This is a genomic window from Listeria goaensis, from assembly GCF_900186125.1.
In the GTDB taxonomy this organism is placed as follows: Bacteria; Bacillota; Bacilli; order Lactobacillales; family Listeriaceae; genus Listeria; species Listeria goaensis.
Window position 1 is genome coordinate 57,521 of the sequence record NZ_FYBQ01000011.1, and the last position, 22,689, is coordinate 80,209.

Sequence of the window (22,689 nt, forward strand, 5' to 3'; positions counted from 1 at the left end):
ACATAGGAAGGTGGGGGAATAGTCGATTAATTATCTGCATACTTTTTCAAAAACAGTTCAAGAATCAAATCGATTTGAATCATTAAAAACGAGCGTGAAGTAATATCATAGTTATGAAAAGCATTTGTTGGAATTCCCGCACTAATACTACTAAGCACCAAATTATTTAGTGAATTATTCTTCGCATTTGTCATTGAAAGAATCGGACAGCCAGTTTGTTTTACTTTTTTAGCCGAGGCAAGTAAACTACTCGTTTCACCACTCATACTGATAAAAATAACCAAATCGTTTCGCTTACAAAGTTGTGGAAGTAAATCAAGCATATGCGATTCATATATATACATGGAAGGACGATTCAGTTGGTACAAGTATTTACTCATATATTCAGCAAGAGGTTTGGTTAAGCCTACTCCAACTATAAACAGACTTTCTGCTTCATAAATGTGCTTTGCAAAATAGTCAATCGATTCTAAAGTTAAAGTTTGCAAAGATTGCTCAAAAAAGCGATGATATTGCGCCACTAAATCCTTCTCTTGAATTTGTACCATTTGCGCAAGCAGCTGATTAATTTCGTATTTAAACTGCGAATATCCTTGAAAGCCAAGTCGCTGAGCTAATCGAATAACTGTAGAATTAGAAGAAGCAATTCGTTTTGCTAAATCCGTCAAATTCATCTGATTCACAAGCTCTGGATGGTTATCAAGGTTAAAAAAAACCGACTTTTCAGATTCACTCAATTCATCGAGATGATTTCCGTAGTAAGCCATTAAAACACCCATTTGTCTTCCCCTTCCTGATTCGTTTCACAGCCCTATTGTAACCTATTCTGGATAATTATCCAAATTCTGAATGAAAATGTTTGCATTTTAGTGATATATTATTTTTATCAAAAGAGCAAAGGAGAAAGTTAAATGAATATTGGAGCGCTAATAGCACCGAATTTAGTTCTTGCGAAGCAACACGTTTCCACAAGAGAAGAAGCGTTGTCGAAACTCGCTCGGCTACTTTTTGAAAACGAATACATCGCAAGCATTGACGAATTTTTAGCCGATGTATATAAACGAGAAGAACATTCCGAAACTGGAATGGAAAATGGTTTAGCTATTCCACATGGAAAAAGTAAAGCTGTTAACAAAGCTGGATTTGCAGTCATGACTCTTGATGAACCAATGAAAAAGGGAGCTTGGCCATCTTTAAATCCTGAAAATAAAGTAGATGTAATCTTTCTTTTAGCCATTCCAGAGAGCGAAGCAGGAACGACACATTTAAAATTGTTGGCTGAGCTAAGCAGTCGATTAGTAGATGAAAATTATCTAAATGCAATCAAGGCAGCAAACTCGTCAGAAGAAATTGTAGCTTTATTATCTGAAGAAAAAGAAGAAAAGACTTCCGAAAAGGTGAATTCGGATAAGTTTCTTTTAGCCATTACTTCTTGTGCAACAGGAATCGCGCATACGTATATGGCAGCTGAAACTTTAGAGAAGAAAGCAACTGAAATGGGCATTAAAATCCATGTTGAAAAACAAGGTGCTAACGGTCTAGAAGATAAAATTACGCCTGAAATGGTGAAAAAAGCTTCAGGCATTATTTTTGCAGTCGATACAAAAGTTAAAGAACGTGAACGCTTTGCAGGTCTGCCTTATGTACAAGTGAAAGTAGCGGAACCTTTAAAACGAAGTGAAGAAATTATTAATCAAGCCTTGAATTCTCCCCAAGGAATTGTAGAGGGGACAGTTGAAGAAATATCAACTAATTCTGGCACGGAAAAGAAAGGAATTAAAAATGAAATCATTACGGCTGTAATGACAGGGATTTCATACATGATTCCACTTCTCGTTGCCGCAGGGTTAATGCTAGGAATTGCGAAACTTGTTTGGAGCTTAGCGCTTGGAATGGATCCAGCCGTTATTGGTGAAGCCGCTTACCGTGATACGGGTGGTCTAGTCACCTTCTTGCATTATCTAGATGCATTCGGAAACTTACTCTTCAAATTTATTTATCCAGTATTTGCAATGTTTGCGGCTTATTCCATTGCAGACCGCCTTGGTTTAGTAGCAGGTTTTGCAGGTGGACTTTTTGCAGGCGGGTTACATTACACATTCTGGGGAATTGATGGCGGAATTCCAAGTGGGTTCTTAGGAGCATTAGTCTTAGGTATTGCGGCAGGTTACTTTTCTCGTTTCTTAAACAACAAGATTAAATTAAGTAAAAATTTAAGCGCTATGAAGCCAATGTTCTTGGTTCCAGGCTTATCGGTACTTTTCATCTTTGTACTCAATATGTATTTCGTGGATCCAGTATTTGGAGCTTTAAATAAATGGATTGCCGATGTGATTACAAATATGAGTGGGGCAGGAGAGATTGGTCTATCAGCAGTTATTGCAGCTGCAACAGCATTCGACTTAGGTGGACCAGTCAATAAAGCAGCCGGTGCAATTGCAATCGGTTTAGCAGCAGATGGCATTTTTCCACTAACTGCCCGTGTACTTGCAATTGTCATTCCGCCACTTGGACTTGGCTTATCTACGATGATCGATCGATTTGTTGTTGGACGACGTGTGTATTCACAAGAGCTACGTGTTGTTGGAGGCACTTCATTCCTACTAGGATTTCTAGCCATTTCAGAAGGTGCAATTCCGTTTATGCTAAGAAATCCGCTGATTACGATTCCTATCAATGTGATTGGGGCTATCGTAGGTTCCTGTACAGCAGTTGCCTTAGGCGCAGTGCAGTGGCTACCACTCCCAGCAGTTTGGGGCTGGCCACTTGTTGAGCATTTACCAGCTTATTTAATTGGCTTGCTTGCAGGGGTTCTTGTAATAGCGTTTGGAAACATCTTTGTAAGATACGCGATTATTAAACGCAAAGAAGCTAAAGGTAAGAAAGTTGATATGTAAAAATCAGAAATGGGGCAAATATTTGTTTGTCCCATTCTCTTTAGAAATAAAAAATTTAGAATAGGTGATTGATCCGTGAAAAGGCAAGTTTTTGTTGTACCACATAGTCATTGGGATCGTGAGTGGTACTTTTCAATAGAAGATTCCAATACATTATTAAGTGAAAATCTTTCCCAGTTGTTGCACTTTTTGGAGAGGCAACCTGAATTTAAAACATATACCTTTGATGGACAGATGTCTGTTGTTGAGGATTATCTTAAATATACGCCTGAAGATGGCCAGCGTATCAAAAAACTTGTTCAAGAAAATAGGCTACATGTAGGCCCTTGGTACACACAAGGGGATACTTTACTTGTTCAAACCGAATCGACCATTCGTAATTTATTAATTGGAAAATTAGGAGCTGAAGCGCTGGGACATTCGATGGATATTGGTTATTTGCCAGATGTTTTTGGGCAAAATGCTTATTTACCAAGCATATTTAGACGATTTGGCCTGTCCTATAGCGTGCTACAAAGAGGTGTGTATAACGAACAAGTTAGCGAAGATTTAAATTTCAACTGGATTGCACCAAATGGAGAGGGGATTAAAACCAATAATCTCTTTTTTGGATATGGTCCGGGAAAATTCTTATCAAATGAAGAGGACTATGTAGAAAAAACATTGCTTCCGATTTTAGAGGCGCTAGAAGCTAAGAATCCAGCGCACGTGCCTTTGTTACTACCAGCTGGGGGAGATCAGGTTTTTGTTCGAAAACACTTCCCACAAGTGGTTGAAGAACTCAATAAACGGGATTGGCATTATGAATTTATTTTGTCAGATTATGAAAGTTTTATGGAAAAAGCATGGGAGCGCCCGCACGCTACTGAAATTTCTGGGGAACTAATTGCTTGTCAAAAATCACGTATTCATAATACAATACATTCGCAAAGAGTGGATATTAAAATTTTAAACGCAAAAGTAGAAGAAAAACTGTATCAACAGTTGGAACCTTTGGCAGTGCTTAGCAAGGATCTTGGTGGAAATTATCCGCAAAACTGGATTAATCATTGTCTAAAACTTCTTTTTGACGTGCATGCGCATGATTCGATTGGCGGGTGTAACTCAGATGAAACTAATCGGGAAATTATGAATCGTTTATTTAAAGTAGAACGAATTATTGACGATCAGATTAATATTTTGAAAAAGCAAATTAGCAGGGCTGTCTTGGGAGAAGAATCGGGTGTACTTGCATTTCATTTAAGTCCTAAAAGTGTAGAAAAGCAAGTGGACTTCGTTGTGTTTACTCACTCAAAGCAAGTTCGACTAACAGATATTGTAGGAAATATTTTAAACCAAGTGATTCGCAAACAAGAATATATTTCTGGCGGAACCCAGGTGAAGGTGACGGCGGACGGCGAAGTGCAAGTTGAACTTCCGGGGTATTACCGTACGGAAATTACAGCAAGAGTCCATTTTGAAGGATTTGGCTATCGTAAGCTGCAGCTTGATGAAACCTCTGCTGAAGTGTTAGCGTTAACGGAAGCAACAAGTATCCGTAATGAATTTTATGAGATTTGTGTTGCTGGCGGACAAATTGAATTAAGAAGAGCAGATGGAACGGTTCGAAAAAACTTTTTTGATTTTGAAAATTGCGCGGATGGTGGGGATTCTTATGATTTTTCACCTATCGAAGGAAACGAAGCCAATTTTTCAAACGGATTTCATATTCTCGAAGTGAAAGAGTCAGCAGAAGAAAGTCAGATGGTTGTAGAAACGGAAGTGGCAGTGGCAAAAAATCTTGAGCAGGCGAATGCATTAACCGAACAGATGAAAATCCAGACAACGATTCGTCTCACGAAGAACTCTGATTTAATTCATTTAGCGCACAAGCTTGATAATCAAACTAAAGATCACCGAATTCGAATGCGGTTTGCCAGTGAAAATAAAGCGGGTATGAGTTTCGCAGATCAAGGCTATAGTTTGCTAGAACGTCAAAATAATAACCCTTATTTATCAAATTGGAAAGAACTTGGGTTTGCGGAATCCCCGCAAGCAATTTATCCGCTTGAACGTTTGGTTGTAACGCCAGATGAGGCAGGACACTTGGCGGTTTATCCAAAAGGATTAAAAGAATATGAGGCAACAAATCAACACCTTTTTATCACTCTATTTAGAAGTGTTGGCCTACTTGGACGCGATGACCTTGCTTGGCGGCCGGGGCGAGCGTCTGGAATTAATAATAAAGTGGTGGAAACGCCTGATGCTCAGATGCAAGGTGAATGGATATTTGAACTGAGTTGCCGTTTTACGGCAGGAGAGCCAGAACCCGTTCATTTATATGGGAGCGCAGAAGAAGTTTCTCGTAATGTACTGAGCTATCAATTACAAAATTTGAATAGCTTTGAAGAGCGTCTAGATCGTTTTGAATTACCGCAACCTGAAAACTTACAAGGTTTACCAGTAGAAAAAACCATGCTTACCGTGCCGAATGATATTTTTGTAAGTAGTATGAAAAAAGCAGAAAAAAGCAACCAAATCATTTTGCGGGTATTTAATCCACAAGAAAAACCAATTATATTACCAGAAACACTTCGCAAGAGTTGCACATTAGATGAAAAAGCGGATAAAAGCGTAATAGAAATTGGCGGAAAAGATTTTGCAAGTCTAGTCTTGAATCAAGTAGGTGAATAAATTGGAAATCAAACAAGCAATTTCAGAAAAAATAAACCAAATATATCGTGAAAAAGCAGATGCAGTGATGGCGGAGCTTGAACCCGTCATTCAAAAATTTGAACAACTTTCCTTTCCTAAACATGAAGTTATCGGGGAAAACAATGTCTATTTGATTACTTACGGTGATAGTATTCAGTCTGCAGGCAAGGCACCTTTACTTGCGCTTAAAGAAACGCTTGATGAAGTGGCGCGAGAAACTATTTCGGATGTACATTTACTCCCCATGTTTCCTTATACGTCAGATGATGGATTTTCCGTGACCGACTATTATCAAATCAATCCTTCACTTGGAGACTGGTCGGATATTCATCATCTCGGACAAGATTATCGGTTAATGTTTGATTTTGTTGCAAATCACATGTCAAAATCAAGCGACTGGTTCAAAAGATTTTTAGCAGAAGATCCAGAATTTCGAGAAGCCTTTATAAAAGAAAATCCTAATTTTGATGTTTCAAACGTTGTAAGGCCTCGGACATCACCACTCTTCCATACCTATGAAGGAAAAAATGGTTCTGTTTCAGCATGGTCAACCTTTAGCGAAGACCAAGTCGATGTGAACATTCAAGACGGAAAAATGCTCGCGCGGCTGACAGATGTTATTTTAACCTATGCACGAGAAGGGGCTTCTTCCATTCGACTGGATGCAATTGGTTTTTTGTGGAAAAAATCGGGAACAAGCTCGATTCATTTAACGGAAACGCACGAATTAATTCAGCTTTGGCGAATTTTGTTGGAATATTTCGCACCCAACACCCAAATCATCACTGAAACGAATGTACCGCATGAAGAAAATATCAGCTACTTTGGCAACAAACGGAATGAAGCACAGATGGTTTACCAGTTTCCGCTTCCGCCGCTTGTCTTACATGCTTTTACAAAAAACAGCAGCGAAATTCTAAGCGGTTGGGCTAAAAATATTGATCGTGTTTCAAGTACATCGACCTATTTTAATTTTCTAGCCTCTCATGACGGAATTGGAATGCGCCCAACAGAAGGCATTTTACCTGAAGAAGAACGTGGATTTTTAGTCGAAAAAGTGCTGGCAAATGGCGGAAAGGTATCTTATAAATCGAATCTAGATGGTAGTGAGACAGTTTATGAGCTAAACATTAATTATTCAGAAGCATTACGGAATGAGGGAGAAGATGATGAACAGACAACTCAGAAAATGATAGCGGCACATCATATTTTACTCTCGATGGTCGGTGTCCCAGCCATTTACTACCATTCTCTTTTTGGTTCTAAAAATGATTTTAAAGGTGTGAATGAATCTGGTATTAATCGGCGTATCAACCGTGAAAAATTGGATAAAGAAGTTTTGCTTAACGAGTTAGAAACGAATCATTACCGCAAGACGATTTTTAACGGCATTTCTAAGTTAATCAAAACTCGAAAAAACTACGAGCAATTTAGCCCTTATGCGAGCCAAAGTGTGTTAGATTATGGAGCAAAAATCTTTGCGTTAAAACGAAATCTTGGAGATGGACAAAAGAGTATTCTGGCTTTTACAAACGTAAGTAATGAAACTGTATCAATCGAAGGCGTAAGTGGATTTGACATTATTAACGAAGCTCTCGTTACAAATACGCTCTCTCTTAACGCTTACGGATTTGCATGGATTGAGGTTGAAGAAAAATGAAAATCGCAATCGCGGTGGATTCCTTTAAAGGAAGTCTAACAAGTTTAGAAGCTGGAGAAGCCATTCAAAAAGGAATTCATCAAATCGATGCTTCAACAGACATCCAAGTTTATGAAGTTTCAGACGGCGGTGAAGGGAGCATGAGTGCCTTAAAACATGGCCTAGAGCACGTGGAAAGTGTGACGATGATAGCGACAGATACACTGAACCGGGCAAGAGAAGTCAGCTACCTCATCACAACTTGGAAAAATAAAAAAACAGCTATCATCGAAAGTGCATCGATTATCGGAATTGAAGCCATCAAACCAAGCGGAGAAACGACAAAACAAGGGAGTAGTTTTGGTGTTGGCGAAATGATTCTAGATGCCAAAGCACGGAATTGTAAGCAAATCGTTATCTTTTTAGGCGGAACAGCAACATCAGACGGCGGATTAGGCTTGCTTACTGCTCTTACAAAAGGAAATAAACATGAAGGAAACTTACTTTTGCAAGAGGCGAAATTTGATATTGATTTACACGCGCTAAAAGAAACCTTCGCAGAACTTGAAATCTTCATTGGAAGTGATGTGAGTAATCCTTTCTCAGGTGAGCTTGGTTTTGCACATGTGTTTGCACCACAAAAAGGAGCAAGTTTGGAGCAAGTGAAGCGACTAGATGCACGGGCAAAAGACTGGGCAAACTTTATTTTTGAACAAGTAGGAACAGATTTAAATGAGCTAGCAGGAACAGGAGCGGCTGGGGGGATAGCAGGAAGTCTGGTCTGTATTGGTGGGAAAATCGAATCTGGATTTGATCTAATTGCAGCAATGACCAACTTAGAAGCTGCTCTAAAAACAGCAGATTTAATCTATACGGGAGAAGGCAGTATAGATCAACAATCCGCACAAGGAAAATTACCAATGAAAATTGCTGAAATTGCTCGGAAATATGCAATTCCAGTGATTGGGCTTGCTGGTAGGAGAAGCGCAAACTTAGGTGATTTGGAAGCACTCCTTCTGGGCGTTTTTTCAATTCAACAAGAGCCGATTTCTTTAGACTCGGCCTTGAAAAAAGAAGTGGCAGCTAAGAATCTCGCTTTGACAGCTAGAGAAAGTTATCAGCTATTTAAATACATTCCTAAAAATTAAAAGAAGCCTGAAGCGCTCATTGGAAAGTTTTGTGTAGTGAACATTTGCTACGAAGATAAAAATAATATAACTGAAGTAGGGGTGGCAGTATTTATAAGACCATCCCTAGCAATTGTTTGAGTTCTAAACGGACGGAAAGCTGAAGAGACAACTTATCTCTCGGCTTTTTTTATAGGCCGATGTAAGGTGTAAATTCTAACTTAATCAAAAAAATGGGTAGAAAATCTTTTTAGAGGTTGCAACATTTATATTTTACGAAAGCTAATCCCAAAACATAATAAGTTTCTATAGTAATAAGATTGTATCATCATCAATATATCAAATTAAAATTGGCTGGCCGAAGTCAGATAGAATACTGTCTTCAGACCAGCCAAAAAATTTAATTAAATGTGCTCTAACTTTTGGATTGTAGCACCGTTTTTTGTCTTTTTAATTCATCATTTCATTCCTGAAACATTGAAGCCTTTTAAAATATATTTCTGGAACATCATGAAAATCAAGATAACGGGGATAACCATGAAGGTAGAACCTGCCATTTGCAAAGCGTAATTACTGCTATATTGCCCTTTTAGTAGTTGCAAGCCAACGGAAAGTGTATAGTACTTCTCGTCGTTGGCAATAATGAGTGGCCATAGGAATGAGTTCCAGCCTGCGATAAATGTCAAAATCCCTTGAACAGCTAATACTGGACGCGAGATCGGGATGATAATTCGCCAAAAGATATAAAATTCACTTGCTCCGTCTAGTCGTGCCGCTTCAAGCAAGTCATCGGAAATGGTGGACATAAATTGCCGGAATAGGAAAATCCCAAAGGCGCCAACTAGGCCGGGGAGGATAATACCTGTCATTGTATTGGTGAGTCCCATCGCATTTAAAATTAAGTAGACCGGAATCATAGTTACTTGTCCGGGAATCATCATTGTAGCTAACACTAAATAAAATAGTTTGTTTTTCCCTTTAAATTTAAATTTAGCAAAACCATAGCCGGCCATTGCGTTGAAAAATAGGCCAATGAAAGAGAATAGCACGATAATAAGTGTATTTTTTAAATACACACTGAAGTTCATTTCAACAAACAACATTTTGAAATTTTCCCAAGTGAATGTTTCAGGCCAAATGGTTGGAGGAATTTTTAAAATTTCTGCATCCGTTTTAAAGGAGGAGAGAACCATCCAAATGAACGGCAAAATCATAAAAAATCCGCCAATCGTTAAAATAAGAATAACAATTAGTTTTGACATGCGAGATTTCTCTGTATATGGATTCATTTTTTTCTCCTCTCAAATTACATCGTATTATTTTTTCTTTGTAAACGGAATTGAATCAGAGTCACGATAATAATCGCGATAAACAGAATAAATGACCCAGCCGCCGCGTAACCGAATTTACTAAATTGGAAACCGTTTTGGTAGATGAAAAGGGCAACTGAATTTGTACTGTCTAGCGGCCCGCCTTTTGTCATAACAAACGGCTCTTCGAAGAATTGCAACCAGCCAATTAATGTTGTTACACTGACAAAGAAAATCGCAAAACTAAGAAGCGGTACGGTAATTTTAAAGAGCTGTTGGAAATTGCCGGCACCATCTAGTTGCGCTGCTTCGTAGTATTCTTTTGGAATACCTTGCAGGGCCGCTAAAAAAATGATCATATTGACACCAATGGCCCGCCATACAGCAAGAATAATTAAAGAGATTTTAGCAATCGTAGGATCTTGTAACCACGGAACTGGCGGCAAGTCAATGAGCGACAGCAAGTAGTTAAAAAGCCCAAATTGCGGGTTGTATAAATAGCTCCAAACAACGGCCACCGCGACAACGTTTGTGATGGAAGGTGTGTAAAAGATTAAGCGGAAAAATTGGAAAATCTTCGCTTGCGAAAAGTTAATCATAATCGCAATAGCAAGCGAACAAACGATGACAAGTGGAACACCGACAATAACATAAAATAGTGTGTTTCCAATGGATTTCAAGAAAACCGGATCCTGTAAAATATTGATATAGTTTTCAAATCCGATAAAATTAATTTTCGAAAAGTCCGCCAGTCCCGTTAAGTTGATGTCGGTGAAGCTAATAACAAAAGCGACGACAATCGGTATAAGGGAAAAAAGAATAAGTAAAATTAGCGCTGGCGAAATAAAGAAATAGGGTGTATGACGATTTAAAAACTGTTTCATGGCGCTCCTTTCTTATGAAAAAACGGGGCAAATTGCGCCCCGCGGTATTTTATTTCTTGAGTATATCGATGACTTGCTGATTATATGAGTCCATTTGTTCTTGTGGATCAGCACCGCCGCGATAAATTTGTTCCCAGTTTTTGAGGTACGTTTGCGCAATTTCTTCAAATTCTGGAATAAGTGGCATTGGTTCAGCGTCTTTCATTTGTTCACCAAACACTTGATAGAATTGGTCTTCTTTTAGTGTCTTATCTTCCCATGCTGCTTTACTTGCTGGCATTGAGTTTGTGTCTTTGAGCCATTTCAACTGAATATCTGGTTGGCTCATAAATTCCATAAATTTAAGTGCTTCTTTTTGTTTCTTAGAATATTTGAAGACAGTCAAGTTCGCGCCACCTAGGCTGGAGATGTTATTTTCCTTTTTAGGAAGAACAGCAGTTGCCCATTTTCCTTCGATATCAGGAATCGTTGTTTTAATGGTGTTAACCATCCACGGTCCACTGATGAACATCGGTACAATTCCGTCGCCACCAAATGTTTGGGCAGCATCCATGCCTAAATCAGTGTCAGGAGCAGAACCATTTTTTACGAAGGAATCTAAATATTTCACTGCATCTACAAATTCTTTTTGATTAAAAACGGGTTTTGTATTGTCATCTGTAAGAAGCTCAGAGCCGTTTTGACGACCGAACATAAAGCCTAGTGTTTGTTCGTTCGCGTCAACGTTAAGGCCATACATGTCTTTGCCACGTTTAGAAAGTTTTAAAGCAGCGTCGGAAAGCTCATCCCATGTTTTAGGGGCTTCGTTGTAGCCTACTTTTTTAAGTAAGTCGGTACGGTAGAATAAGACGCGCGTTTCTGCGTACCACGGAACACCGTAGTATTTGCCGTCAAATTCGGTTGTTTTTACTGAACCCGGGAAAAATTTGTCGGGATTCATGTTTTCACTCGCTTTAACTTCCTTCGAAATATCTTGAATAGCGCCAGCTTCTACAAATTCAGGCATCCAAGTCGTTCCCATTTGCAGAACATCTGGACCTTCTTTTGATGCGACAGCAGTTAGTAATTTGTCATGTGCATTTGCCCAAGGAATAACTTGTACTTTGACATCAATGCCACTTTCTTTCGTAAAGTCTTTGGCTAAGTCTTTCAGGGATTTTGCTTCATCACCCATTGCCCATACTGTTAAAGTATCTTTATCGCTAGACTCACTCCCACTTCCTGAACCACAAGCTGCTAACACTAAACTTAAGGATAAAACTAAAACAGACAAAACAATACTCATTTTCTTCTTCATTATTTTTACCTCCGTTTTTTATGACGCATTTTCACAAACTTGAAATTTTATAGAAACGTTTCGATAGGGTTATTATAATATGAAATGTAATCGGTTTCAACTATTTTTTTCTAAAAAAATCAAAAAAGGTATTTAAATGGCTCTATATAACGTTTTTTTGATATTGCGTTTGCCATGCTAATCAAATTCGGTTTTCGCCCATTTAATAGTAAGAAAAGTGATAATCGACGATAAAATCTTGTGAAACAATAAAAATGATTGACTATAAAAAAGAAAGCGCTTATACTGTTGTTATATTTAGATAGAAACGTTTCGATTTCAAAAGAAATTTAGGAGGCCGTTATGGATAAGAATCAGTTGGAAGATTTACTTGGAAAAATGACACTTGATGAAAAAATTAGTCAGATGATGCAACTTTCACCGATATTCTTCAAAGGAACCGAAATGCAGGGCGAAATTACTGGACCGATGGAAGAGCTCAATTTGACGGAAAGCATTATTCAAAATGCGGGTTCGGTTTTAGGGTCGAGCTCGAAAAAAGATATGTTACAAATTCAGGAAGAACATATGAAAACAAATCGCTTAGGAATTCCGCTTGTTTTTATGGCGGACATCATTCATGGGCATAAAACGATTTTTCCTATTCCGCTAGCACTAGGCGCATCTTTTAGTGAAGAGGTGGCAAGTGAAATGGCTCGAGTTTCGGCACTTGAAGCGACAGCAAGTGGGCATCATGTGACATTTTCTCCGATGGTGGATTTAGTTCGGGACCCGCGCTGGGGACGTGTCATGGAATCTACAGGCGAAGATCCACATTTGAATAGTCGCTTAGGTGCGGCGATGGTTCGCGGATACCAAGGCGGAAATTTGCAGGAAGATTACACGCGCTTAGCTGCTTGCGTGAAACATTTCGCGGCATACGGAGCCCCGCAAGGAGGACGTGAATATCATACAGTTGATATGAGTAAACGCGAGTTTTATCAAAATTATTTACCAGCTTATCAGGCGGCGCTTGAAGCGGGTGCGAAAATGGTGATGACGTCTTTCAATATACTAGAAGGCGTTCCGGCGACTATGAATAAATGGCTAAATCGAGACGTTTTACGGCAAGAACTTGGTTTCTCAGGCGTGCTGATTTCAGATTGGGGCGCAGTGAAAGAAGTTATTAATCACGGGACGGCAGCTGATACGAAAGAAGCCGCAAAAGGCGCGCTCCTAGCGGGTGTTGACCTTGAAATGATGACGGAATGCTTTATTACAAATCTAAAAGAGCTCGTTGAAACGGGCGAGGTCTCGGAGGGGTTATTAGACGAAGCGGTGATGCGTATGCTCGTATTAAAAGAGGAGCTAGGGCTCTTTAAAGATCCTTATCGGGGATTAAAACGGGATTCGCGTAGCGGAGATATTTTGTCTGATGAGAACCGCCAAGTAGCAAGAAATGTCGCGCATGAATCAGCCGTGCTGTTGAAAAACAATGCAAACATTTTACCCCTTGATTTCAACCAAAAAATCGCGTTGATTGGACCGCTTGCGGATAGTCAAGATGTTTTGGGCGGTTGGGTTGTGTACGGCGAACAGAAAGATGCGGTGTCGATGGCGGACGCCTTCTCGGGCAAATTCAGCGCCACAGAAATTGTGTCCACTGACTACGAGCAAATCTCGGAAAACGTGTTGCAGGAAGCGGAAGAGGCAGCCAAAAATGCGGACGTCGTCGTTTTATGTGTTGGCGAAAAAAGCGAGTGGAGTGGTGAGGCGGCAAGTCTTGCGACAATTCGCTTACCGGAGGCGCAATATGAGCTCGCTAAACGTGTTGCAAAGGCAAATTCGGCAGTCGTGACGGTTCTATTCAACGGTCGCCCGCTTGATATCCACGATTTAGTTGACCATTCTGAAGCGGTTTTAGATGTCTTTTTCCCAGGAACAGAAGCTGGAAATGCCATTTTTGATTTGCTGACGGGAGAAGTAAATCCTTCTGGGAAGCTATCGATGACCATTCCGCAAACAACTGGACAAATTCCAATTTTCTATAATGAGCTGCGCACGGGTCGCCCAAAAACGGCGCAAAACGCGGGTGAGAAATATTTGTCGCAGTATTTGGATATTCCAAATGAACCGCTGTTTCCGTTTGGTTTTGGGTTAAGCTATACGAATTTTGTGCTTAGTGAAATGGAAATGGCGGACGAAATCGCGCTAGCGGATACGCTTCACGTAAAAGTGACGGTTCAAAATATGGGCGAATGCGCCGGCAGCGAAGTCATTCAAGTATATCTGCAAGATATTACAGCGAGTGTTTCCAGGCCGCTAAAAGAGCTTAAGGCGTTTCAAAAAGTGCGCCTAGAACCGGGTGAGAAAACGACACTTTCTTTCGCTTTAACAAAAGAAGATTTTTCGTTTTATTTACCGGATTTGACTGTGGCGCAGGAAGCTGGGCTTCACCGGGTGTTTATTGGAACGAGTAGTGTGGATGTGAAAAGTTTTGAGGTTAGGGTGGTTAGATGATTACAATTGGAAAAGGTCAATTTGAGGCGAAATTTTTTGAAACGGGGCACTTACATGCGCTTTTGTATGACGGGGTGCTTGTGAATCAAGTATTGCAAAACCCGCTTGAAACGCGGTTAGGACAAATTTTCTTACGGGCGGACGGGAAAAGTTATCCGCTATTAAATGAAGACGCGACGTTTTCCTATCATGCGAGTGCGGTTAGCTATGCGGGTACTTTACCTGTTGGAAGCTATTTGGTAACTTTTCATATCCATGCAGATGGTTGGTTTTATGAGGTGGCAGCGGATATTCAAGGAAGTTATGATTTAATTTATATTCAGGATTTAGGGCTTGCTGATGTTTCAGCTGTTAGAACGAACGAGGCGTACATGGCGCAGTACCTTGATTATAATGTGCTTGATACGGAGCGTGGGAAGGTTATTTTGACGCGGCAAAACCAGCCGCAAGCGGGGAATCAATTTCCGGGCGCTGAATTTGGTGCTTTAAGTAAAATTACACGGTTTGTGACAGACGGATTCGATTTTTACGGGACGGGCGTTAAACTTTCCGAAGCGCCGGAAGGACTTCTAGGCGACGGACTTAAAAATCGCAAATGGCAATATGAAATGGCGCTGGTCGGTTTACAAACGGAACTTTTGCAAGGGAAGGAAAAAACGTGTTTTTATGGGCTGCTCACGCGAAATCAAATGGAAGCGACTACATCTGTAACTTCTACCGCGAAACTAAACGCGCTTTTTGATAGTTTGGAAGAAAGCGATTTTCAATTGGGCGAAAAAATGGTGCGACAACACGGGCATGCGGCAGAAATTAGAGGCGAAACGGCATCTGCAAAATGGCTTCAGGCGCACTATCCAGCACGCCTGTTTGAAGAGCAGTCGGCAAACAAAACGCTAAGTTTTTTTACCCCAGAAAAAGCGCATGTTGTTTTAAAGGAAAAAGAACGCCTGGTGGAGCGTGCGCACGGCACGATTTTGCTTGATCAAGTTGACTTGCTCTCGCCGGAAAACACACTGGCGACAACGGTTTATATGGCGGGCGTATTCCAAACGCATGTGACGCTTGGGAACACGAACATGAATAAATTTAGTTCGCATCAGCGAAACGCGCTTAATTTGCTTCAAACGAGTGGCCTCCGAATTTATTTGCGCAAAACTGACGGGCTTCATCTGCTCACGATGCCGAGTGTATTCGAGATGCAGACGAACCGCGCGAAATGGATTTATCTGTTGGCTGATGACACACTTACAGTGGAAACAAAGCTTTCCAGTGGAAGCAAAAAAGTGCTTGTTACGATTCGTTCTGAGCAAAACAAAACGTATGATTTTATCATGACGAATCAAGTTAGCATGGGGCCAAATGAATACGAAAATGAGTTTTCACGGACGGAAACGGACGGCACGCTTATTTACAAGCCAAAAAACAACGTGCGCTATCCCAATTTGGCGTACCATATTTCCGGCAATTTTGACGAAGTAACAGATGAGCGTTTTATTGCGCATGCAGCGATTAACACGGCTGATTTAGATTGCTTTATCTACTCGAAGAAAGAAAGCGCGCATTTTGAAGTTCAAGCTACGTTAGACGGTCGTTTTTTTGCCGAAAAAGAAGCGGATTTTGAGCAGTTTTATGATAAGCTACTTGGACAGTTCAAGCTTTCGCATGACTCCACTTTTGCTGAAAAGTACAATTTGACGGCTTACTGGTATGCGCACCAAATGTTGATTCACTATGCTTCGCCGCACGGTCTTGAACAAGGTAGTGGCGCCGCTTGGGGGACGCGTGATGTGTCGCAAGGGCCATTTGAATTTTTCCTTGCAACGGGACAAAAAGAAGTGCTTCGCAAACTTATTTTGAAAGTGTTTTCGCATCAATACGCCGAAACGGGCGACTGGCCGCAGTGGTTTATGTTCGATGAATACGTCGACATTCAGCAAGAAGAAAGCCACGGAGACGTCATCGTTTGGCCGCTCAAAATGGTCGGCGATTATCTGGCGCTTTCAGGGGATAAAACGATTTTGGAAGAAAGCATTCCGTTTATTTCGGCGAGAACAAAAGGATACACCGACTCGAAAGAAACTTTAAAGGCACACATCGAAAAAGCTGTTGCGACAATTGAAAGTCGCTTTATGAAAGGGACTTCGCTTTCCAATTATGGTGACGGCGACTGGGACGACACTTTGCAGCCGGCAAACAGTGAACTTAAAAAACGGATGGTTTCCAGTTGGACGGTCGCGCTGACGTACCAAGTGATGCAGCATTTGGGGGACGAAATGCCAGAGGGCAAACATTATGCGGAGCTTGCGGATGCAATTAAGCGTGATTTTAACAACTATATGCTTGGCACTACAGATGTCATTCCTGGGTTTGTGTATATGAAAGATGAAAAAACAGCGGAATTTATGATTCATCCGCAAGATAGAGAAACGAAAATTGATTACCGTCTAATTCCGTTAACAAGAAGCGTCATCGCCGAACTTGTGAGCGATGAGCAGCGCAAGAAAAATTTTGATATTATCGAAGAGCATTTGCTCCACCCTGATGGCGTCCGTCTGATGAGCGCACCGGCGCATTACGCGGGTGGTGTGAGCAAGCACTTTAAACGGGCGGAGCAAGCAGCAAACTTTGGTCGTGAGGTCGGTTTGCAATACGTTCACGCACACATTCGCTATATTGAATCGCTTGCGAAAATTGGGGACGGTCGCGCAGTGCACATGCTAGATGTGATTAACCCAATTCAAATTAGTGAGGTTGTACCAAACGCAGCTACGCGTCAAAGCAATACGTACTTTAGTAGTTCAGATGCGGCTTTCCTTGACCGCTACGCCGCGCAAGATGATTTCGCTGCTGTGAAAAAAGGAAGTATTCCCGTGAAAGGCGGCTGGCGCATTTATTCAAGCGGACCTGGCATTTACTTAAACCAATTGATTCGCTCCGTTTTAGGCATTCGCGAAACGGCAAATCATTTTGAGTTTGATCCTGTTTTACCGCGGGATTTAGACGGCCTTAAAGTGACGATGGAACTTTCTGGACGCACGCTAAATCTAACTTTCAAGTTGAGCACGGAAAAAGGGATTACTTTCGCAGGGGAAACGCGGCGTGAGCTTTTGCGTAATCCATACAGAGAGGGCGCTCTTTTTATCCCAAAAGCGGAACTTGAAAAAGGGGAGCATGCACTTGAAATTTTGTTTACCAGCATTTAAGAAAATGTGTATAATATAATAAAATAGCGAAAAGGAAGCGATTTATTTGGTAGGAATTAAAGATATTGCAAAACAAGCTGGCGTTTCCATATCCACCGTTTCCTATGCGCTTAACGGAAGTTCGAAGGTGACGGAGAAGACACGGAAACGCATTCTAGCCATTGCGAATGAGCTAAACTATGTTCCAAACATGGCCGCACGCACTTTGAAAACACGCGAAACAAAAATTATCGGCGCCTATTTGGCGAACTACGGCGGAGCTTTTTACGGACCACTTCTTGATGGACTCACGGAAACGCTGCGCAAATTAGATTATGAACTTATTGCCCTCAGCGGGGAAAAATCGCAGCGTTTTTTACCGGAAAAAATGATTGACGGTGCCATCATATTGGATGCTACGTTTAAAACGGAAGATATTTTAAAATACGCTGATCGCGGCCACAAAATGGTTGTGCTTGACCGCGAACTGACGCACCCTAACATCCGCCAAGTCTTGCTAGATAACAAAGGAGGCGCCACTCTCGCTGTCGATTTCCTAAAAGAAGGGTTTAGCGGCGACTTTTATGTCATCAAAGGACCAAAAGATTCGTTCGACGGCAACGTCCGTTTTGACACCGCTCTCACGGAACTGGCGCGTTTTGATAGCGAAAAAGTCCACGTCATCGAAGGCGATTTTGAAGAAGCTTCTGGTGAGCTTGCCGCCGCCCAAATTGTTCGCGAATGGAAGCATCCCGTTTCGGTGCTTTCGCTAAACGACAACATGGCGATAGGAATGTACCGCTATTTCGCGAAACAAAATTTTGTCATTGGCCGCGATGTTCGCATTATCGGCTTCGATAACCGCGATGTCGGCGCCTATCTAAACCCGCGCCTAGCGACCATCGACTATTCCAAGTACAAATGGGGCGCTGTCGCCGCTGAAAAGCTCGTGAAATTGCTGCAACAAGAAGAAACTGAAAACGAAATCATTTACACGTCGCTCATTCGAGGCGGCTCAGTCGGGTAAATTAAGGTGACAAGCAAAACGTACAGCACGAAATCAGATTGCAATTTGTCATTACTCTAGGGTAAAGCCATATGGTTTTACCTTTTTTTTTATGATATGATGAGCTTACTTAATGAATGAAAAAAGAGGAGATTTAATATGCAAAAAATTTGGCAGGAAAAATGGTTGGAACATGCATACGGTGAACCGACAGATATTCAAAACGCAATTTATGAGCCGCTTCAAAACGGGGACGATGTGATTGCGATTTCTCCGACCGGGACCGGAAAAACGGTTGCCTACACGCTACCAATTCTCGAAAAAATAGAAGCAAAACCACATACGCAGTGGCTCGTTTTGGCCCCAAGCCATGAACTTGTCATGCAAATTTCAGATACCATTAAAACGTGGGTGAAAGACGGCATCACTGTGCTCCCGATTATCGGCGGGGCGAACGTCAAACGTCAAATTGAAAAACTAAAAAAGAAACCGCAAATCATTGTGGCATCGCCTGGGCGCGCACTGGAACTCATCAAGCTAAAGAAAATTAAGATGCATGAAGTCAAGACGATTACGCTTGATGAGGCCGACCAATTGCTGCTGGCAGAAAATTTTAAAGCGACCATGGAGATTTTAGCTAGTAGTATGCGCGACAGACAACTGGTCCTCGTTTCGGCAACGAAACTAGATGATTCCGAACAATTTTTTAGACAAACCGAAAAAAAACCACTGTTCATTGAAGCGACACCAGTTGAGCGTGCGAATGAGAATGTGACCCACCTTTACATGGAAGTCGAAAATCGCGATAAGGCCACGCTCATACGCAGACTCGAACACGTTCCGGGCATGCGCGCGCTTGTATTTGTTCGCGATAAACCGAGAATGGATATTCTGTTAGAAAAACTCGCGTATGACGGGGTGAAGGCAGCTGGAATTCATGGCGACATACGCCGCGATGTGCGTAAAAAAACATTGCAAGCCTTCAAAAAAGCGGAATTAAATTTCCTTATCGTGACCGACGTCGCAGCCCGCGGCCTAGACATCCCAGACCTCCCGTACGTCATTCATTATGATCTTCCGAAAACAGAAAAAGAATATGTGCATCGTTCGGGACGAACAGGTCGAATGGGAAAAGCCGGAACGGTTATTAGTTTCGTCAATGAAAGAGAAACAAGAACGCTCAAGCAATATTTAACAGGCATAAATCAAACGGGAGAGCTTGTTCGTTTCTATAAAGGAAAACTTATGTCTGGTGCAGCACCGAAGAAAAAGTAAACGTCTTTTTTAACAACTTGAAAGGCGCTTACAAAAACGAGTATAATAAAGATGAATGAGTTTTTAAAGGAGCGAAGGGCATGTCGAGTAGAAAAGATGAAGTATTACAACACTTAAATGCGATGAATCAAAAAGTTTCAGCTGGAGATGTAGCAAATGCGCTAGGTATGGACCGGGCTAACGCCAGCAGGTACTTGAATGACCTATTTAAAGAAAACAAAATTGAAAAACTACCTGGGAAACCAGTTTTTTATCAAGCTTTAAAGATAGAAAGTGAAGTTGATGCTACCTCGAATGAAACAAGCGCTTTTGATCGTTTAATTGGTTCTAGTGACAGTTTAAAGGTTAGTATTCAACAAGCTAAAGCAGCGATTCTATATCCACCGCACGGTCTTCATACGCTTATTTTAGGGAAAACGGGTACTGGGAAATCGCTTTTTGCGGAATGTATGTATCATTTTGCGAAAGAGTCTACCATGATTTCGAAAACCGCTCCATTTGTATCGTTTAACTGCGCCGACTACGCACAAAATCCGCAGCTTTTATTTGGTCAAATTTTTGGCGTTATAAAAGGCGCATATACAGGCGCAGAGGAAACACGTTCGGGTTTGTTAGCAAAAGCAGATGGAGGTGTTCTCTTCCTAGATGAAATTCATCGCTTGCCGCCAGAAGGTCAGGAAATGCTCTTTACTTTTATCGATAAGGGGGAGTATCGTCCGCTTGGTGAAAGTTCAAAAGTGCATACCGCACAGGTGCAAATTATTGGAGCGACAACGGAATCGCCAGATAATTTTCTCCTTGAAACGTTTACTAGACGGATTCCGATGACGATTACGCTACCGGCACTTTCAGAACGCAATTTGGAAGAGCGCTATCAATTGATTGAATTTTTCTTGAAGCAGGAAGCGCGCCGGTTAAACCAGCCGATTCGCGTACATCGCCAAGCTCTAATCGCCTTTTTACTTTATCATGCAAGCGCCAATGTGGGACAATTGCAACGTGACTTAAAATTGGCGTGTGCGAAAGCGTTCTTACATTATAAAACGAAGGCGACAAACTACATTTTAATCGAACAGGACGATTTGCCCATCCATGTTCAAAAAGGTCTACTGCACATGAAAGACGAGCCTGAAAAGCTTAATCGCCTTATTGACGTGAATAAAACGATTTTTAAATTTGCCGATTCGAGCGAGGAAAGTGCGGCCAAATATACGAACGTAAATGATGTCTACCAGGCCATTCAAGATCGTGCTGACGAATTGATTAAAGAGGGGAAAAATCAGACAGAGCTCGAGGCTGCACTTTATGTGGACGTGGACCAATATTTCCACGATTATATGGTGCAACTTCCGACGCAACAAACGGCGAAGGAAATCATTGTCCCAGAAATTTGGCGGCTTACGGAGCGCGTATATGAAGTGGCGACAAACCGCCTAGAACGGCAGTATAATGACAAGATGCGCTTTGCTTTTGCACTTCATTTACAAAGCACAATTGAACGGATTCGCGAACAAAAACATATTATTCACCCCGATTTAAACAATGTTCGCAAAAAATATCCGAAGGAGTTCCAAGTTGCCATTGATATTTCTTCTTTAATTGAGCAGGAACTAGGCATTGAAATCCCATTTGATGAAATTGGCTTCTTAACGATGTTTTTAACAGCAGAAGTGGTTGAATCGATGTTTGTGAGTGAAGCGCAAGTGGAAGTTTTAGTCCTCATGCATGGCCGCTCGACTGCAACGAGCATGGTGGAAACGGTGCAGGAACTTTTAAGCATTGAAAGTGGTACGGCAATCGACATGCCGCTTTCGATGGAAGTGAAGACGATGTATGAAAAAGTTAAAAAACTGGTCGTCAAGTTAGATCCACAAAAAGGTGTGCTAATTCTTTCAGATATGGGCTCGCTCGCTTCGTTTGGGAACATGCTGACAGAAGAGCTCGGCATTCGGACGAAAACGGTGACTATGGCTAGCACGCCGGTTGTGCTTGAGGCAATTCGAAAGGCTTCGCTTGGCAGGGGACTTGAAGACATCTACCAAAGTTGTCAGCAATTGTTTGAAAACAAATATAAAGCACAAATTTTACGGGCGAAACCTGCTAAAAATGTTGTTATTTTTACTTGCTTCACTGGAGAAGGCGTTGCCGAACAGCTTCGGGCTCGTGTGGAACCGCTTATTGACCAAACGAAAGTGGAAATTATTGTTCTGCAATTTCTGCACAAAGAGGCGTTTCGTGAGCGCATTGATCAGTTGATGGAGGAATACAATATTTTAGCAATTATGGGTTCTGTTGAATTCCAGTATCGTGATATTCCATTTTTCAGTGCGCTTGAAGTCTTTTCAGATGGCGGCATCGACATTATCAAACGAATTTTAAATGACGAAGTACCTTATGAAAAATTAATTGCTTCTTTAAACGGAAATTTAACAGCTGTCGAGTCAGCGGAAGAGCTTGTTTATTTCTTGCGGAAAATCATTTCCGAGTTGCAAATTCAACTTAACTTAATTTTAGAACCGGGTGTTGACATCGGCATGATTTTACATTTAGCATTCCTAATTGAACGCATGCGCCTGGGTGCTGTTGACCGTGAGTTCCCAGATTTTAATGAGTTTGCGAAAAATCATTTAGTTGAGATGCAAGTCACCCAGCAAATGATGGAAAATGTGGAGCGCGAGTATAATATTACAGTGCCGCAATCCGAAATTGCTTATCTCACGCAAATGATGCTCGCGAATCGAATTGGTGCGGCAGACTAAAATATGCAGAAGTGTGTAGAAAGCTACACACTTCTACTGATTTTGTGTAAAAGAAAAAGAGGATACAGTAGGCATTTGAAAATAACGAAGTTGGCATGAAACTTGCATTCTAATAGTTTG

General features: G+C 41.2%; 13 protein-coding genes. 9 read left to right on the plus strand and 4 right to left on the minus strand.

The features are described from left to right. Nucleotides 1-26 precede the first annotated feature (26 nt). Entirely contained in the window at nucleotides 27-779 is a 753-nt protein-coding gene (locus CFT42_RS11980; RefSeq protein WP_088810886.1) for a MurR/RpiR family transcriptional regulator, read from the minus strand. A 132-nt stretch (nucleotides 780-911) separates the two neighbouring features. Between CFT42_RS11980 and CFT42_RS11985 the strand changes: the two genes are divergently transcribed. From CFT42_RS11985 to CFT42_RS12000, 4 genes are all read left to right on the plus strand, one after another. Next, nucleotides 912-2,897: a fructose-specific PTS transporter subunit EIIC gene (locus CFT42_RS11985; RefSeq protein ID WP_088810887.1), complete on the plus strand. Its 1,986-nt coding sequence runs from the start codon at nucleotides 912-914 to the stop codon at nucleotides 2,895-2,897. Between the two features lie 75 nt (nucleotides 2,898-2,972). Then, complete coding sequence (locus tag CFT42_RS11990) at nucleotides 2,973-5,570, plus strand: glycoside hydrolase family 38 N-terminal domain-containing protein (protein ID WP_088816220.1); 2,598 nt, start codon at nucleotides 2,973-2,975, stop codon at nucleotides 5,568-5,570. Further along, on the plus strand, nucleotides 5,563-7,251 hold the full coding sequence (locus CFT42_RS11995) for a sugar phosphorylase (RefSeq protein WP_369821474.1): 1,689 nt from the start codon (nucleotides 5,563-5,565) through the stop codon (nucleotides 7,249-7,251). Before CFT42_RS11990 ends, CFT42_RS11995 begins: the two co-directional genes overlap by 8 nt. Continuing rightward, nucleotides 7,248-8,378 (plus strand): glycerate kinase family protein, encoded by a 1,131-nt coding sequence (locus CFT42_RS12000; RefSeq protein ID WP_088816221.1) that lies wholly within the window; start codon nucleotides 7,248-7,250, stop codon nucleotides 8,376-8,378. The genes CFT42_RS11995 and CFT42_RS12000 overlap by 4 nt, the downstream gene beginning before the upstream one ends. 437 nt (nucleotides 8,379-8,815) lie before the next feature. On the opposite strand, the gene CFT42_RS12005 is transcribed toward CFT42_RS12000, so the two are convergent. From CFT42_RS12005 to CFT42_RS12015, 3 genes are read right to left on the minus strand one after another with little or no spacing between them, the layout of a single operon-like run. Beyond that, nucleotides 8,816-9,646, minus strand: coding sequence for a carbohydrate ABC transporter permease (locus tag CFT42_RS12005; protein WP_088810890.1), 831 nt, complete (start codon nucleotides 9,644-9,646; stop codon nucleotides 8,816-8,818). A 17-nt stretch (nucleotides 9,647-9,663) separates the two neighbouring features. Continuing rightward, nucleotides 9,664-10,551: a carbohydrate ABC transporter permease gene (locus tag CFT42_RS12010; RefSeq protein WP_088810891.1), complete on the minus strand. Its 888-nt coding sequence runs from the start codon at nucleotides 10,549-10,551 to the stop codon at nucleotides 9,664-9,666. 49 nt (nucleotides 10,552-10,600) lie between these two features. Next, nucleotides 10,601-11,848: a sugar ABC transporter substrate-binding protein gene (locus CFT42_RS12015; RefSeq protein WP_088810892.1), complete on the minus strand. Its 1,248-nt coding sequence runs from the start codon at nucleotides 11,846-11,848 to the stop codon at nucleotides 10,601-10,603. 342 nt (nucleotides 11,849-12,190) lie between these two features. Between CFT42_RS12015 and CFT42_RS12020 the strand changes: the two genes are divergently transcribed. The 5 genes from CFT42_RS12020 to CFT42_RS12040 all read left to right on the plus strand — a co-directional run bounded on the left by CFT42_RS12020 (nucleotide 12,191) and on the right by CFT42_RS12040 (nucleotide 22,569). Continuing rightward, on the plus strand, nucleotides 12,191-14,347 hold the full coding sequence (locus CFT42_RS12020) for a glycoside hydrolase family 3 N-terminal domain-containing protein (protein ID WP_088816222.1): 2,157 nt from the start codon (nucleotides 12,191-12,193) through the stop codon (nucleotides 14,345-14,347). Next, nucleotides 14,344-17,550, plus strand: coding sequence for a GH36-type glycosyl hydrolase domain-containing protein (locus tag CFT42_RS12025; protein WP_167373841.1), 3,207 nt, complete (start codon nucleotides 14,344-14,346; stop codon nucleotides 17,548-17,550). Before CFT42_RS12020 ends, CFT42_RS12025 begins: the two co-directional genes overlap by 4 nt. 46 nt (nucleotides 17,551-17,596) lie before the next feature. Further along, entirely contained in the window at nucleotides 17,597-18,556 is a 960-nt protein-coding gene (locus CFT42_RS12030) for a LacI family DNA-binding transcriptional regulator (protein WP_088810894.1), read from the plus strand. 138 nt (nucleotides 18,557-18,694) lie between these two features. After that, on the plus strand, nucleotides 18,695-19,810 hold the full coding sequence (locus CFT42_RS12035) for a DEAD/DEAH box helicase (protein ID WP_088810895.1): 1,116 nt from the start codon (nucleotides 18,695-18,697) through the stop codon (nucleotides 19,808-19,810). 80 nt (nucleotides 19,811-19,890) lie between these two features. Next, nucleotides 19,891-22,569 carry a sigma-54-dependent transcriptional regulator gene (locus CFT42_RS12040; protein WP_088810896.1) on the plus strand — a complete coding sequence of 893 codons (2,679 nt, stop codon included), beginning with the start codon at nucleotides 19,891-19,893 and terminating at the stop codon, nucleotides 22,567-22,569. Nucleotides 22,570-22,689: the final 120 nt, after the last annotated feature.

What these genes read in the sequence shown, in the direction of transcription:
- CFT42_RS11980 (WP_088810886.1), bottom strand. Translation starts at nt 779, where the DNA reads ATGGGTGTTTTAATGGCTTACTACGGAAATCATCTCGATGAATTGAGT.
- CFT42_RS11985 (WP_088810887.1), top strand. Translation starts at nt 912, where the DNA reads ATGAATATTGGAGCGCTAATAGCACCGAATTTAGTTCTTGCGAAGCAA.
- CFT42_RS12000 (WP_088816221.1), top strand. Translation starts at nt 7,248, where the DNA reads ATGAAAATCGCAATCGCGGTGGATTCCTTTAAAGGAAGTCTAACAAGT.
- CFT42_RS12005 (WP_088810890.1), bottom strand. Translation starts at nt 9,646, where the DNA reads ATGAATCCATATACAGAGAAATCTCGCATGTCAAAACTAATTGTTATT.
- CFT42_RS12010 (WP_088810891.1), bottom strand. Translation starts at nt 10,551, where the DNA reads ATGAAACAGTTTTTAAATCGTCATACACCCTATTTCTTTATTTCGCCA.
- CFT42_RS12015 (WP_088810892.1), bottom strand. Translation starts at nt 11,848, where the DNA reads ATGAAGAAGAAAATGAGTATTGTTTTGTCTGTTTTAGTTTTATCCTTA.
- CFT42_RS12020 (WP_088816222.1), top strand. Translation starts at nt 12,191, where the DNA reads ATGGATAAGAATCAGTTGGAAGATTTACTTGGAAAAATGACACTTGAT.
- CFT42_RS12025 (WP_167373841.1), top strand. Translation starts at nt 14,344, where the DNA reads ATGATTACAATTGGAAAAGGTCAATTTGAGGCGAAATTTTTTGAAACG.
- CFT42_RS12035 (WP_088810895.1), top strand. Translation starts at nt 18,695, where the DNA reads ATGCAAAAAATTTGGCAGGAAAAATGGTTGGAACATGCATACGGTGAA.
- CFT42_RS12040 (WP_088810896.1), top strand. Translation starts at nt 19,891, where the DNA reads ATGTCGAGTAGAAAAGATGAAGTATTACAACACTTAAATGCGATGAAT.